Below are 13901 nucleotides of genomic sequence, written 5' to 3'. Positions count from 1 at the left end.
AACAAACTGCCCAATCTTAAGAGTTTTGTTACGTTTATTTAACATGATTGAAACTAAGTCTGCTTTCTGCCGTTAAAGCAACAACTAACGCTGTAATATTAGGCTTTATACTCAGTATTGACCTTGTCATCATCGCTTTTTATCGGTAAGATAAGCTTCAGAATGAATTGACCGTTCATAAAAATATGTTTATAGAGAGATGACTAACGTGAAAAAATTTCCTTTATTATTAACCGGCCTGCTGACCCTCGCTACTGTGGGCGCCGCCGGAACCACGACAGCGCATGCCAGCTCTGCCGTGAACAGCTATATTGCCAGCCAAAAGATCACGCCAGCTAAAGTGACCAGCAACGTTTGGAGCGGTTTTCCAAAGAATGCCTATCGTCACGGTGTTGGTAAACCAGAGGGCGTCGTTGTTCATGAAACAGCTAACCCAAATTCAACGATTTATAACGAAATTGCCTATATGAAAGCAAACTACAACAACGCTTTCGTTCACTCATTCGTTGATGCAACGCACATCATTGATATCGCCAACACGAACTACTTAGCTTGGGGCGTTGGGTTCCCAGGTAACGCTCGCTTTGTTCAGTTTGAACAAGTTGAAGTGCACAGTAAGTCAGCTTTTGCTCACGAAGTTTCTAACGCTGCTTGGTACACCGCCTACTTACTTCACCAATACGGGTTGAAACCAAACCGTGCTGATTACGATGGTAAGGGAACTGTTTGGTCTCACCGTGCCGTTGCGAAGTACCTTGGTGGTTCTGACCACACTGATCCAGTTGGTTACTACTCAACCACTGGTAAGAAGTACTTTGGTCAAGGTTACACGATGGTTCAATTCTATCAATTGGTATCGTCGTATTATAACAGTGACTTCAGTTCTGCTAGTGCCTCATCAACTTCAAGCGCGACTGCTGCAACTTCAGTTGACAAGGTTACCTACACTAAACAATCAACCACTGGTACCCTTTCAAGCAACTACACTAAGTACCGTCTCTACAACCACGTTAAAAACGCTTATACCAACATGAAGAAGTACAGTTGGTCATCCGTTGGTGCCTCAGTTGGTAAGAAGATTTATATCAACAACAAGGGTGTTAAGGATAAGCAAGGGACTACTTGGTATCGCTTCACCTTTAGTACCGCTGCTGGCGCTAAGCAATACTGGGCTTACTCAGGTGCTGTAAACGTTGATGCTACCGCAACTACTGCAAGTTCTGCTACAGCATCATCAAGTAGTGCAACTAAATAATTGGGATAAAAAAATGAACTCAACAATGAGTTCATTTTTTTGTGTCTTCATTTTTTAATTTAAGTGCGTGTTGGCGGGTTTGTCGTTCCCACGTGACTGTGGCCCAGGTTGTGAGCGGAATTGTGATAATCACAGCTGTCATTGAGAATAGGACCATTAAAACCTCACCCACCAAAATTTTATCATTTAAAATTTGGCCCAGTGAATAATGAACACCAGCAAACCAGATGAACAACGCTAGAAAACCACCGAAGAACCCAAAAAATAGCGTGTTAAACGTCGTCCCGATAATTTGTGATCCAACCTTAAAGCCAGCCCGTTGCAGATTCTTAAGTGGAATTTTGGGATGCTGCGCTAAAATTTCTGCCAGACCGGCAGCGATGGCAATTGCCGCCTCAGCGATTGCGCCCAACGTACTTAAAATCGCGGTTGAGATTGCAATATCCAGGTAGTTGATTCCTAACACTGTAGACATCCCCTCTAAGTCCTCACTATCTTCTTGGCCAAAGCCCTGAATCTGAGCCCAGTGCTCAACGGGAATAATCATCACCACAAGTAAAAGCAACACAATAATTGACGCGTAAAAGGCCACCAATGTACTATTCGAATCATTGCCGCCGAGAAAGATGGTCATGGCAAGCACCATAACACCGGTAATCAGCGTCACCAGTACCGGTGAGAAATGAAACGCCATTAACACCATCGCAAAAAAGAGTGCGCCAAAGTTAAACAAGAGACTCAACCAGGCTTGTAGGCCTTGACCGCCGCCAACCACAACCATTGCAATCAATAGTAACAATCCTAACGCCGTAATCGTCCCCAAGAGAACTTACCTCCCATCATCAAACTCGTGATGCCACATGCAAGTGGGATCGTCAACACAATGCCAATGCCACTGATTAGACTCTGAATCACACCTAAGTTCATGGTCATATTAAACGTGTAGCCCCACGAGTTGGCATTTTTCAGGTACAGAACTGCTAACGGCAACGTATCCGCAACGAAGATGAAGAATAAGACGTTCACTAAGGGGCCCATAATCTCGCCACCGATTTGTCGACCAGAGGCAAATAGTTGTTTCGCTGAAATATCTGGTTTTTCCGTCTTCAGTGCCATCAGAGAGGCAATAATATCGGTTGACTCGTCCATGACCGCACCTAACGACCCTAAAATGGTTTCAGCTAAAAATAGCGGTCGTGGTAATTGGGTCACGTATTGCATTGATTCATAATAGACGCCCTTTTCATGCGTTACTGAAAAAACGGCCAACGCAATCAAGATTGAAATGGCCGTACCCCCAACCGTTGCTAAAAGCGTCATCAACATTTGTTGATTAAACCCAATGACAATGAGTAACGTCAAGGCTGCAAAGGCAACCGCTAAGCCACCAAAAATAACCAACACAATGCCACCTTGTGTCGTCGTATTCCAACTAACCGCTAACCAGAATAACACGCCGTTCACGATAACACTTACTAAAGCCATCAAGCCACTGAAGCGCATCAACACGAGTAACAAGCTCACCGCTAACCAGGCCGTAAAGGCTAACGCAACATCTCGTTTATAATCTGAAACTGTCGCTGATAGTTTTCCCTTTTGATGATGTAGCGTGAGAAAAATCTTCTGGCCGGTATGAAATCCCTGGGTTGTTGATTGGGAACGCATGTAGGTGTTAGGAACGGTTAGTCGCCGACCTTGATACTGACCGTTGGTAATCGTCCCGTGAAGTTTTTGCGTAATTTGCTGATCTTCATTTTGAAACTGATCAGATTGTTTTTCCTGACTGACGACTTGAGTTGACTGAATTTTTAAAATTGGTGTCTGATATAACTGATCATCATGGGCAACGCCAAGTACCGCCAATCCGCCAATTAATACGATTAATATTGGCCACCAGCGGTACCACCACCCACTTTGAGCCGCACGCTCCTGTTTTTTTAACATTGATTCCACCTCGTCGAACACCATCATATCATAAACAGAATGTTAAAATGCAGTCACGATAAAAGGTTAAAAAAACAGTTACTTTTAGCGCCAACTAACGCTGTGTTATCTCAAAAGTGAACTTTACGCAACCGGCACTTGCATTCACCCCCTTACATGCGTTAGAATAGTTAAATGATTGATTACATCATATTTTTAAAGTGAGGGTTAGACACATGAGAAAAGCACATCCACATGGCGTACAAGGCCGTCGTCCAGTGAACCAAAAGAAGGACGCCAAGCGTCAAAAAGAAATTTCAAACTTGCAACAATGGCTTAAGAACAAGAAGTAATTCGAATTCTGAATGCTTAGCAAGTAAAAACGTCTCAGTCAAACAACCATTATTGGTTAGTTGACTGAGGCGTTTTTTCGATTCTACTTAGATTAAACCTTCACTGCTACTTCACTCCAGGTAACGCTCCTTTTCAGTTACTGTGGGACCGGCTTCAGCCACGAAAACCAAGTGTCTTCCGCCTCTTTTAATTTGGAAAGTTGTTCATTACTATCACTATCACTTCAGGAAACGTTATCATTGCAAATGGTATTATTTTATCCTCTGTTCTAGTGAATATGGCATAGAAGTATCACTCACAATCTCAGCCGTAGTGCCAGAAGCCAGTTTTTGGGTGGTGGCCGAAGGCGAGCGCTCTCACTATCTTTAATCTAGTTCTAAAAAAAGCACAGCCAAAAAATGACTGTGCTTTAACACATTGAAATATTCGATTAATCTTGCCACCATTTTTCCTCTAAAATGGTCACGTCATCCAAATCAGCTAAATCAAATTTCTCGATATCGCCCTGATGCGTTAAATAAAAGACGCCGTGGTTGGGTGACGTACTCACCATGCCAGTCACGTCTTGAGACTGATTCAAGTTGAGTTTAATGACCCAATTGTGATGATAAGCTGCTGTGATGGTTGATGCTAATTCCTGCGTTGATTGCTGCATGCTAATCCCCCCGATTTAAGAACTCGATTTCCATTATATGAAGCCAAAAATTTGATTTCAATCTTGACTTTTTCACCACAATCGCCGACCATGCGCCAGCAAAGGATTTCGCAAATTAACTTTTTTTTACACCTAAAAATCGGTAAACTATATTTGAAAGCGTTTTATTTTTAAAGATAATTTACCCAATTCAAGGAGGAATTGCGTCATGTCAACGTATGTTAACGGACACATTTTTACTGGTCGGAGCACTTCTGACTTTGTGAGTGCCATGCGTGTTGAAAATGGTCACATCACATGGATCGGCGATGATCAAGAAGTCACGGAAGAACCCACGATTGATCTCCACCAACAGACCATTCTACCCGGTCTATTAGATATTCACACCCACCCCAAGTACATAGCCGATGCCTTGCACGGTGTCGCCTGTACGCCACCCCTAGTCAACAGTATTTCAGAACTGCAAACCGCAATGCGCTATTCACCACAGTTTGGACAAGACGAAGCCACTTGGCTCGAAGGCTGGGGCTTTGATGAAACAAAGCTAAAGGAACACCGAACGCCCACCGTCGACGACCTAGATGCAATTACCACCACTCAACCCATCTTTATTTACCGCTCTGATTGCCACTCATCGGTTGGCAACTCAAAAGCACTGGCATTAGCAGGTATCACAGCTGAAACACCAGACCCCAAGGGCGGCCACATTGGCCACTTTGCAGACGGTCGTCCAAACGGTTACATGCAAGAAGTAGCTGCCACACAGCTGCTGATTCGCGCAAAATCCGCCCAAAATTATGCGGCCGACGTCGATAACATGTTAAAAACATCGACCCACTACCTTGAAAATGGTCTGGTTGCAATCGGTGAGTTAATGGGCCGCAAACAACCTTACGACAGCCTAAAGCTATATGAAGATGCCGTCAGTCGTGGTTTTCAACCTCAAGCCGCAATCTACTACGTTTGGTCTGAGGTCCAAAAACAAGCGCAGCCACTCGTAATGCCACAAAGCGACCAATTATTAACTGTAGCTGGTCTCAAAGTCTTCATGGACGGCAGTATTTCGGGTGAGACGGCCTGGAACAAGGCACCTTACCCAACTGGTCAAAATGGCGTCCAACTCACTCAACCAAATGATCTCCTGGCGGCCGTTGACTTTGCCCGTCAACACCACTTACAAGTGGCCGTGCACGCGATGGGTGATGCAGCTATTCAGTTAATTATCGATACAACAGCCGATTTAACACCTTGGCTAACCGATCGACCATCGATTCGCATCGAACACGCCACACTCCTGGATGATGCCATGTTGGCACAAATTAAGTCGGCTACCATGAACTTCGCCCTAGTGACCCAACCAATCTTCTTTTTTGCAGAAGATGAATCATACCGTCACTTTTTATCACCAGATCAATTCAAAACCGCTTACCGCATCAAATCAATGCTTGAAGCCGCCCCCACTGCACTGAGTTCAGACGCTCCCTGCACCCCTTGGGCCGAACCCGACGATCCATTCATTGCCATGCAGGCCGCGGTGACCCGACAGGCCACTAACGGGGATGTTGTCAATGCTGACGAAGCCATTAGTGTTGGCCAAGCAGTTCTTGGCTATACGCGAGATGCAGCTAAAATTGGCGGTTTGAAATATAACGGCCAGTTAGTGCCCGGGATGCGTGCAGATTTTGTGATTTTAAATCAAGATCCATTCACCTCGCCAAGTGATCAACTTGGTCAAGTTAAAGTGAACGAAACTTGGCTCAAGGGACAGTGCGTATATGTACGTAACGATTAAACTTTATGGTAGTATAGTAGTAGATTAAACTTATGGAGGTGTTGCGCATGTTTTCCAAACTCTTAGTGCCACTGGATGGTAGCCAAAACGCATTTCAGGCTTTAGACGCTGCACTGGACCTGGCAAAACACTATCAAGCACAGGTACTTGCAGTTGTAGTTGCCAACGACCAAAGTTATACGCAGTACGGTGCCCGCTTTGGTACTGATATCATGACCCACATGAAAGAGCAAGCTGAGGCCACTTTGGCTGAAGCCAAGGCTCATGGTGAAAAAGCTCAGGTCGCACTAGAAACACAGTTTGAAGTCGGGATTCCCAAACAAGCCATCGCAGAGTCAATACCAGAGCGTTATGGCACCAATCTTACGGTAATTGGTAAATCAGGGGTTCACGGTCTCAACCGCGCGATTATGGGCTCAACCACCGCCTACGTGGTCCGCAAGTCCACCACACCGGTTTTAGTGGTCGGTCAGTAACCACATCCTGACGTTATCAATGAACTTACTCTAAGAGTGAACTTATTAAACAACGTTCACTCTTTTTTAATTGAGCAATTCGTGAAAGACTTTTCGTTTAAAATTGAATTTTACAGCAGTATACTAGTTACAATCTATCAGATAACTTGGAGGTTTTCATATGGCAGAAACAATCAATGAACCTGAACTTAAAAATGACCTATACGATGCCGTAAATGGCGAGTGGCTTAAAACCGCGACGATTCCCGGTGACCATGCTACAACGGGTGGCTTCACTGACTTGGCCGATGGCATTGAAGAAACGCTGATGGCTGATTTTGATCAATTATTGGCTGGCCAATTAGACGTTAATTCAGATGAAATGAATCAATTCAAAGCCTTTTACCAGCTGGTCCGCGACTTTGACAAGCGAGAACAAGATGGCAGCAAGCCTTTAAAACCATTTTTAGATCGTATCGAAGCACTGAATAACTATCAAGATCTCAGTGACCAGTTGGCCGACTGGATCTTGACTGGTTTACCAACACCCTTCTCACTTGATATTGATTCAGACATGAAAAATTCTACCACCTACGCGCTATTTGCCGGTGGCCCGCGCTTATTCTTACCCGATAAAACCTACTACGAAGCTGGTAACCAGGCAGCTCAACAGCTCATGCCGGTCTTTACTAAGATGATGACGCAACTGTTAACTCAGGCGGGCTACGACGACGCGCACGCATCCACCATCGTTAAACAAGCCATTGCCTTTGACCGGTCAGTCGCCCCACACGTTAAATCAGCTGAGGAAGGTGCCGACTACAGTAAAATGTACAACCCACGCACCCTTGACCAAATTGCTGCAAGTACCAGCCAATTAGACCTTAAAACTGCGATTACGACGTTGGTCAACGGCACACCAGAGGTGATTATCACCCCTGAACCTGACTACTTCGAAGCACTTAATGAGATTTTGAGTGATGATCACTTTGCAGCCATGAAGAGTTGGTTATTGGTCAAAACCGTCATGGGCCTCTCAAGCTACCTCACTGAAGAGCAGCGGCAAACCAGTACCATCTATGGCCGTGCGCTGAGTGGACGTAAGGAAGCCCGTAACCAGAAAAAAGCCGCTTATGACCTAGCGACTGGTGTCTTTGATCAAGTTGTCGGTGACTACTATGGTCGTAAGTATTTTGGCGAAGCAGCTAAACAAGATGTGCATGACATGGTTGTTAAAATGGTAAATGTTTACAAGAAACGTTTAGCAAACAACACTTGGTTAGGAAAAGCGACTCGTGATAAGGCTGTTTTAAAACTCGATAAGCTCGGCATTCAAGTTGGGTACCCAGACCAGATTGACGCCCTTTACAAACAGTTTAAAGTTACCCCCGCAAGTAAAGGCGGTAGTGTCTTGAGTAACGTGATGGCCTTCACCCGAATCCGTAACCTGGATGAATTTGCTCGTTGGAACCAGCCAGTCGATCGGACCCGTTGGGAAATGAGCGCACACACTGTTAATGCGTACTTCCATCCATTCCACAATATCATCGTTTTCCCAGCTGCGATTTTACAAGCCCCATTCTATAGCCTTAAGCAATCATCCAGCCAAAACTTTGGTGGTATCGGCGCAGTGATTGCCCACGAAATTTCGCATGCCTTCGATAACAATGGCTCGCTGTTTGACGAGTATGGTAACTTGAATAACTGGTGGACAGAGGCGGACAACAAGCACTTCCACGAACTCGCCCAAAACATGATTGACGAGTTCGACGGACTGGCCTATGCTGGCCAAACCGTGAACGGCAAGCTGACCGTATCCGAAAACATTGCTGATGCTGGTGGCCTAAGTTGCGCACTGGAAGCCGCTAAAGGTGAACCAGACGTTGATCTGCGTGCCTTCTTCTTAAACTGGGCAGCTATTTGGCGTCAAAAAGCCACCCAAGAACGCGAACAACTACTATTAGCAATCGATGTCCACGCTCCTGCTAAACTACGGGCTAACGTGCAGGTTCAAAATCTGGATGACTTCTTTGATACCTTCGATGTGAAACCTGGCGATGGCATGTATAAAGCACCAGCAGACCGCGTTAAAATTTGGTAAATTCAGCCATGCCCACACTTTGGGTCATGAATTGAACCTAGCTTCATCATTAATTTAAAAGTCTCAGCAATGCGCAAAAAACCGGTAACTGCCAAAGTTGGCAATTACCGGTTTATTTGTGTTCAATCATAATTCGTTTTATAACAACTGTTCACGCAAGCCTAGGAAAATGGTGAGGATCAGCAAATCCGCCGAACCGCCTAAGCTTAAATTGCGCTGTAAGAAGGTTTCGTTCAGTTCAGCAAGAAACGCCATGCCTTCAGCTGTCTGACTACCACCTAGTTCAAAATAGTGCTGGGCTTGCTGATGAGCCCAAGCCACGATTTCGTTAGACTTAGCTCGCTTGACCAGATTCGTATCAACCGAATGCCCCATTATCGCAATTAAGGTATCTAACAAACGCTGATTAGTTGTGCCTTTACTGCGCTTTAAAGCGGGTAACCCAACGGTCATAATGGTCGGATAACCGGCTTCGGCTTCGCCTCTGATACCGGTAATGCCAAATTGTAAAAATTGACGCTCACCAGCCGTTAATTCTGTATCGGGTTTATCAGCCAAATGATCAAAATCATGGGTAGTTAGTCCAACGAGCATCGCTTTCACAATTGACATCAGTGTCAGTTGATCATGCTCTAATTGATAGGCAGCTGCCGTGACCAAGATGCCCAACGAAAAGATGGCCCCTTTGTGGGTGTTCACACCCTTCGTCGCAGCAAACATCGAACGTTCTGCCGCAACCCCAACTGGTCGAATCGCAGTAAACAATTCAGGTAAGGCTGAACCCGTAAACGAAGCGCCAGTCGTAGCGCAGGTCGTAAAATACTCGCGTAAGCTCACGGTGCTATCGATAAACGTAAACACGTCCATGTCAGGATGTGGCCCACTTGAAACTGGATCCACAAGCCCTGGTTTAGGGTTCACACTGACTTCGTATAACAACGCACGTAACGCGTCATCAACGATTGCCTTTTGGGCTAATTCAACCATGGTTCGGGTCCTCCACCGGGTTCAAATTCTGTGGCATAGAGCTCACTGATTTTGGTTTGCAAGTCAGTCACCGAATGCCGCCGTGACCGAGCACAGTCCTTGGCAATTCGGTTACAAATTAAACATTTACGAACGGGCATCGAAAAGTCGGAACGTGACAGTGCGCGTTGTTGATCTGCGGTTAAAACATCAACATCAAACAATCGGCCTAAGGTATCGTGATCTTCAAATGAAACGGCCAATTTTTTGGTTGTAACTGGTGCCAAAGTCGTCGTGATAAACAACTCGTTACCAGTCGGTTTATCCCACTGTGCCACCGTCTGGAAGTCACGAGTCAGCGTTTTAAGCTGCTCATAAAAACGGGCGACCCCCGTCTCAAATAGGCGACGTAACTGTGCGTTATTTTTGATTGGTCCCGGTACGTTTAACTTAATCGCAATTAACGTATGCTTGGGAAACCGCGATAACAGGTGTTGTTGTAATGCAACCCGTTGATCACGATTTTGAAGTACATCGTTAATCACTTGTGGCTCGCCAGTTTGAAAAATTGACCCCATAACCGTATCCCTCCGTTGCGCGAACGTTTTTAATCCTTAACTTCTTTAATTGTATCAATAATTGAACCGTCACGATATTCGATCATAGCAACAGTCCGGTCAGTGAATTCAAGTGGCTTTGGCTTACCAACCTTCTTTTCAGCTAATTGCTGAAGTTCGTCGATCGTGTAAACTGGCACGCCGGGTAAGTTACTTAATGACTTCACTAAGTCTTGACGCTTAGGGTTGATTGCAATCCCGTATTCCGTAACCAACACATCCACTGAATCACCAGGCGTCACCACAGTCGTGACGTCTGGCACGATTGTTGCAATTCGGCCACGAACTAATGGTGCTGAAATAATGGTGAGTTTAGCCGTTGCAGCGTCTTGGTGACCACCAATGGCACCACGAATAACGCCGTCGGAACCGGACATGACATTAACGTTGAACTTCGTGTCAATTTCAAGGGCACTTAAAATGACAACGTCTAATTGATCAACCATGGCACCCTTGTTATCTGGATCAGCATACCATGACGCATCAATTTCTTGTTGGTTAGCGTTGGTGTGCATTGAATCAGCAGCACCCTTATCAAAGTCTTGCACGTCCATCACTTTATCAACCAAGCCTTCAGCTAAGAGGTCAGTGGTTGGCTTAGTGATACCACCCAAGGCAAATGAAGCTTTGATCTTGTTATCGATCATCGCTTGACGTAAGTAACGGGTAACGGCTAAAGCAGCACCACCAGAACCAGTTTGGAATGAGAAGCCATCTTTGAAGTATGGCGAGTTCACGATGACGTCATTAACAGTCGACGCAATCTTTAATTCCTTAGGGTCCTTCGTGAATCGAGTGGCACCTGAACCAATCTTGTCTGGGTCACCGACTTTATCAACTCTAACCACGTAATCAACCTGCGTTTGCTTAATTGAAGCTGGTGTGTTTGGATACTTAACGATGTTGTCCGTTAACAAAACAACTTTGTCAGCGTATTGGGCGTCCATCAAAGCATAACCTAATGAGCCAAACACTGCGTCACCGGCCATCCCGTTAGCATTACCTAAGGCATCCGCATTTGGTACACCCAAGAAAGCAACGTCGATTTTGATATCGCCGTGTTCAATTGCCCGAGCACGGTTACCATGTGACCGGAAAATGACGGGGTTCTTCAAACCACCGTGTGAAACGAAGTCACCCAGTGATCCACGCATCCCAGAACTCGTGATGTGGGTAATGGTCCCAGCTTTGATTGCTTCGATCACCATGTCATTCATCACACCGGTTAATGAACTAGGTGCCAACGTCAGGTCCTTGTAGCCTGCATCGATAATTTCACGCATGACTTCGTTGAACACAAAGTCACCATTTCGGAAGTGGTGGTGAAATGAAATGGTCATGCCATCTTTAAGGGTATCCTTTACGACAGCCTTAATTGAAGTGACAACCTTGTCATCACCAGTTGAAACGTGCACTTTAGGTGCAACCCGTTGGATCTCTGGGTGACCAATTTCAGTGCTTTCAAATGGTTGGTAGTTTAAATCTTTCATAACGTCTTCTGGTAAGTCGCGATCAACACTATTTTTCAATGTAATTACCCTCCTCATCAACTAGGTTTGAAGCCTTTGCAATTCGCATCACACGTTGTGCACGTAATACAACGGGACGGTCAACCATTTGGCCGTTCATTGAAATAACACCTGACCCCTTTAAACGAGCCTCTTCAATCGCATTAATCACGTTCTTAGCGTTGCGAATTTCCTTTTCAGTTGGTTCGTAGACCTTGTTAACCATTGGAATTTGACGTGGGTTAACAAGTGACTTGCCGTCAAAACCAAGTTGGTGAATGTATTCAGTTTCGCGGTAGAAACCTTCAGTATCGTCCATGTTAGTGAACACCGTATCAAAGGCTGCAACACCAGCTGCACGAGCGGCGTGCAACACCATGTTACGTGCAAATTCCAATTCGGCACCATCTGGATAGCGGTGGGTCTTCATATCAGTGGTGTAATCTTCAGCAGAAAGCGCAATTCCCATCATCCGTTTAGAAGCTGAAGCAATTGGGTAAGCGTTCATGACACCCTTAGCGCTTTCAATGGCTGCCATCAAACCAGTTGAGCCTTCTGGTAAGCCAAATTGCTTTTCAGCAGCGATAATATCTGCTTCCAATTGTTGTACCATTTCTGGTGATTCAGCCTTTGGTAACCGGATAATATCGATACCCGCTTTCACCATCGCCTTAACATCGTTTTCATAGTATGGTGTATCTTGACCATTCACCCGAACGACTAATTCGGCGTCACCGTAATCTTGGGTTTGGAGGGCTTCATAAACCAATACCCGAGCAGCGTCCTTTTCAGCCATTGAAACGGAATCTTCAAGGTCAAACATAATAGAATCGGCACCGTAAATACCGGCGTCCTTCACCATTGCTGGGTTGTTACCAGGAACAAACATCATTGTCCGGCGTAATCGTTCTTCATTTTCAGCCATTTTAGAGTACCTCCCAAGCTGGTTGATCCGTGGTTTGACTAGCACGTTGCACTGCTGCAATCGCACGTGCTTTGATCACACAATCAAGCGCACCTTTATCCACTGCTTTAACTTTTGCAGCCGTCACACCCATCTCATTTAACGTGGTGGTAATGACTGAGCGAATTTGATCACCAAATTGTTTTTCAACGTCAGACTGTAAATCAATTTGAATCCCGTCGGCCGCTTTAGAAATCATAATTTGAATATCTGATGATTCCAAAGTGCCAGCAACAGCTGTTTCTTTAATTTCCATCAATGTTCATTCCTTTCTGAATCCGTGTTTGTAGGGTTACTAAATGATTTTGGATGAATTGCGCGGTCGTGTCGGGCACGTACGCCTTTAAATCTTGCAATGATCCATTTTTGATGAACTGTCTTACTTCAGTAGCAGTTATAACGGGTTGATCCGATAACGCTGCCACTTGTCGATCAACTACTTTAACCGCAACTCGCGGTGGTAGTTCTTGATTGAGCACCTGATTGTACTGACTGGTTGTCCGTGAAGTTGGTTCGGTTCCCAGATACCGCGTCGTAACGTGAAGGGCAGGTGCAATGACGTCACGAAAGATTCGTGCATCAAGGGTTGTTTGATAAGTAATCGCCTGATCCTTTGAAGGTAAAAAGTAAGCCGGAAAGGTTGCATAACTTACCATGTAATCACCGCCATTGACGACGATGACGTTTGACAAATCACTGGTGCCCGCCCGAACAAGCTGTTCCCGTTCAGCCGTGCTAAAGAGCGATAAATCAGTGTTGACCACGAAAACGTAAACTAAGTCATTTTCGGTAGCCGCTTGTTCAACTAAATAACGATGGCCTAAGGTGAACGGGTTGGCGTTCATGACGATGCCAGCCACTTTTTTGTGTGCTTGATCAGAAACGGTTGGGACATCGGCTAAAAAATCATGTACATCCGGACTGCCAGTCTCAAGAAAAGCCGCCTCATCCGAATGCGTCAATTCACTAAAGCCAATGTGTTGAAAGCTCTCACTGTACTTGAGTTTCGTAAACACAAACAAGTGATAAACACCTTTAGCAAACATGCGATTGACTAACTCAGACACAATGGTATTGAACCGTGCACCACTTGTGACACCTTTGTTGCAAACGCCGATGTACTTTAGGACGTTACCAGCGACGGAACCGGTGGCAACCAACTCACCTGCTTGGTAAATCCCAATTGTAAAATCAATTTGGTCAACTTCACGTTCCGCAAAGTTATTGATGCCCAAACTTTCAAGAAAGGCTTGCCAGTCATGCTTCGTTGCGGCGTCTTTCAAATATAGATCAACAATCTGATTATCCATG

The 13901-nt window shown here is 45.2% G+C and carries 13 protein-coding genes; 4 read left to right on the top strand and 9 right to left on the bottom strand.

Going from position 1 to position 13901, the window contains the following annotated elements:
• Window positions 1-208: 208 nt before the first annotated feature.
• Window positions 209-1255, top strand: coding sequence for a peptidoglycan recognition protein family protein (locus FD04_RS10500; protein WP_056948731.1), 1047 nt, complete (start codon window positions 209-211; stop codon window positions 1253-1255).
• Window positions 1256-1286: 31 nt separating this feature from the next.
• Here the strand turns inward: FD04_RS10500 and FD04_RS10495 are convergent, their stop codons facing one another.
• The 3 genes from FD04_RS10495 to FD04_RS10485 all read right to left on the bottom strand — a co-directional run bounded on the left by FD04_RS10495 (window position 1287) and on the right by FD04_RS10485 (window position 4187).
• The gene (locus FD04_RS10495; protein WP_056948730.1) at window positions 1287-2078 is read right to left on the bottom strand and encodes a YibE/F family protein; all 792 of its coding nucleotides are present in this window, start codon (window positions 2076-2078) and stop codon (window positions 1287-1289) included.
• The gene (locus tag FD04_RS10490; protein WP_056948728.1) at window positions 2057-3199 is read right to left on the bottom strand and encodes a YibE/F family protein; all 1143 of its coding nucleotides are present in this window, start codon (window positions 3197-3199) and stop codon (window positions 2057-2059) included. Before FD04_RS10490 ends, FD04_RS10495 begins: the two co-directional genes overlap by 22 nt.
• 763 nt (window positions 3200-3962) lie before the next feature.
• The gene (locus FD04_RS10485) at window positions 3963-4187 is read right to left on the bottom strand and encodes a hypothetical protein (protein WP_054700585.1); all 225 of its coding nucleotides are present in this window, start codon (window positions 4185-4187) and stop codon (window positions 3963-3965) included.
• Between the two features lie 208 nt (window positions 4188-4395).
• Between FD04_RS10485 and FD04_RS10480 the strand changes: the two genes are divergently transcribed.
• From FD04_RS10480 to FD04_RS10470, 3 genes are all read left to right on the top strand, one after another.
• Window positions 4396-5979, top strand: coding sequence for an amidohydrolase (locus tag FD04_RS10480; RefSeq protein WP_056948726.1), 1584 nt, complete (start codon window positions 4396-4398; stop codon window positions 5977-5979).
• A 47-nt stretch (window positions 5980-6026) separates the two neighbouring features.
• A complete protein-coding gene (locus tag FD04_RS10475; RefSeq protein ID WP_054700583.1) occupies window positions 6027-6455 on the top strand; it encodes a universal stress protein in 429 nt (142 codons plus the stop codon).
• Window positions 6456-6615: 160 nt separating this feature from the next.
• Window positions 6616-8535: a M13 family metallopeptidase gene (locus FD04_RS10470; protein ID WP_056948724.1), complete on the top strand. Its 1920-nt coding sequence runs from the start codon at window positions 6616-6618 to the stop codon at window positions 8533-8535.
• Between the two features lie 138 nt (window positions 8536-8673).
• Here the strand turns inward: FD04_RS10470 and FD04_RS10465 are convergent, their stop codons facing one another.
• The 6 genes from FD04_RS10465 to citC are packed head-to-tail and all read right to left on the bottom strand — an operon-like array spanning window position 8674 to window position 13900.
• Entirely contained in the window at window positions 8674-9522 is an 849-nt protein-coding gene (locus FD04_RS10465; RefSeq protein WP_054700580.1) for a triphosphoribosyl-dephospho-CoA synthase, read from the bottom strand.
• A complete protein-coding gene (gene citX, locus FD04_RS10460) occupies window positions 9510-10079 on the bottom strand; it encodes a citrate lyase holo-[acyl-carrier protein] synthase (protein ID WP_056948722.1) in 570 nt (189 codons plus the stop codon). Before citX ends, FD04_RS10465 begins: the two co-directional genes overlap by 13 nt.
• Before the next feature lie 29 nt (window positions 10080-10108).
• On the bottom strand, window positions 10109-11647 hold the full coding sequence (gene citF, locus FD04_RS10455; protein WP_054700578.1) for a citrate lyase subunit alpha: 1539 nt from the start codon (window positions 11645-11647) through the stop codon (window positions 10109-10111).
• Entirely contained in the window at window positions 11637-12551 is a 915-nt protein-coding gene (gene citE / locus FD04_RS10450; protein WP_054700575.1) for a citrate (pro-3S)-lyase subunit beta, read from the bottom strand. The genes citF and citE overlap by 11 nt, the downstream gene beginning before the upstream one ends.
• Before the next feature lies 1 nt (window position 12552).
• Entirely contained in the window at window positions 12553-12846 is a 294-nt protein-coding gene (citD, locus tag FD04_RS10445) for a citrate lyase acyl carrier protein (RefSeq protein WP_054700571.1), read from the bottom strand.
• A complete protein-coding gene (gene citC / locus FD04_RS10440) occupies window positions 12836-13900 on the bottom strand; it encodes a [citrate (pro-3S)-lyase] ligase (RefSeq protein WP_056948720.1) in 1065 nt (354 codons plus the stop codon). The genes citD and citC overlap by 11 nt, the downstream gene beginning before the upstream one ends.
• Between the last annotated feature and the right edge of the window lies 1 nt (window position 13901).

This window comes from Secundilactobacillus odoratitofui DSM 19909 = JCM 15043, from assembly GCF_001434895.1.
GTDB lineage: Bacteria > Bacillota > Bacilli > Lactobacillales > Lactobacillaceae > Secundilactobacillus > Secundilactobacillus odoratitofui.
The sequence above is the reverse complement of the archived record's forward strand: the minus strand, read 5'-3'. Positions and strand labels throughout refer to the sequence as shown.

What these genes read in the sequence shown, in the direction of transcription:
- FD04_RS10490 (WP_056948728.1), bottom strand. Translation starts at nt 3,199, where the DNA reads ATGTTAAAAAAACAGGAGCGTGCGGCTCAAAGTGGGTGGTGGTACCGC.
- FD04_RS10485 (WP_054700585.1), bottom strand. Translation starts at nt 4,187, where the DNA reads ATGCAGCAATCAACGCAGGAATTAGCATCAACCATCACAGCAGCTTAT.
- FD04_RS10480 (WP_056948726.1), top strand. Translation starts at nt 4,396, where the DNA reads ATGTCAACGTATGTTAACGGACACATTTTTACTGGTCGGAGCACTTCT.
- FD04_RS10475 (WP_054700583.1), top strand. Translation starts at nt 6,027, where the DNA reads ATGTTTTCCAAACTCTTAGTGCCACTGGATGGTAGCCAAAACGCATTT.
- FD04_RS10470 (WP_056948724.1), top strand. Translation starts at nt 6,616, where the DNA reads ATGGCAGAAACAATCAATGAACCTGAACTTAAAAATGACCTATACGAT.
- FD04_RS10465 (WP_054700580.1), bottom strand. Translation starts at nt 9,522, where the DNA reads ATGGTTGAATTAGCCCAAAAGGCAATCGTTGATGACGCGTTACGTGCG.
- citX (WP_056948722.1), bottom strand. Translation starts at nt 10,079, where the DNA reads ATGGGGTCAATTTTTCAAACTGGCGAGCCACAAGTGATTAACGATGTA.
- citE (WP_054700575.1), bottom strand. Translation starts at nt 12,551, where the DNA reads ATGGCTGAAAATGAAGAACGATTACGCCGGACAATGATGTTTGTTCCT.
- citD (WP_054700571.1), bottom strand. Translation starts at nt 12,846, where the DNA reads ATGGAAATTAAAGAAACAGCTGTTGCTGGCACTTTGGAATCATCAGAT.
- citC (WP_056948720.1), bottom strand. Translation starts at nt 13,900, where the DNA reads ATGGATAATCAGATTGTTGATCTATATTTGAAAGACGCCGCAACGAAG.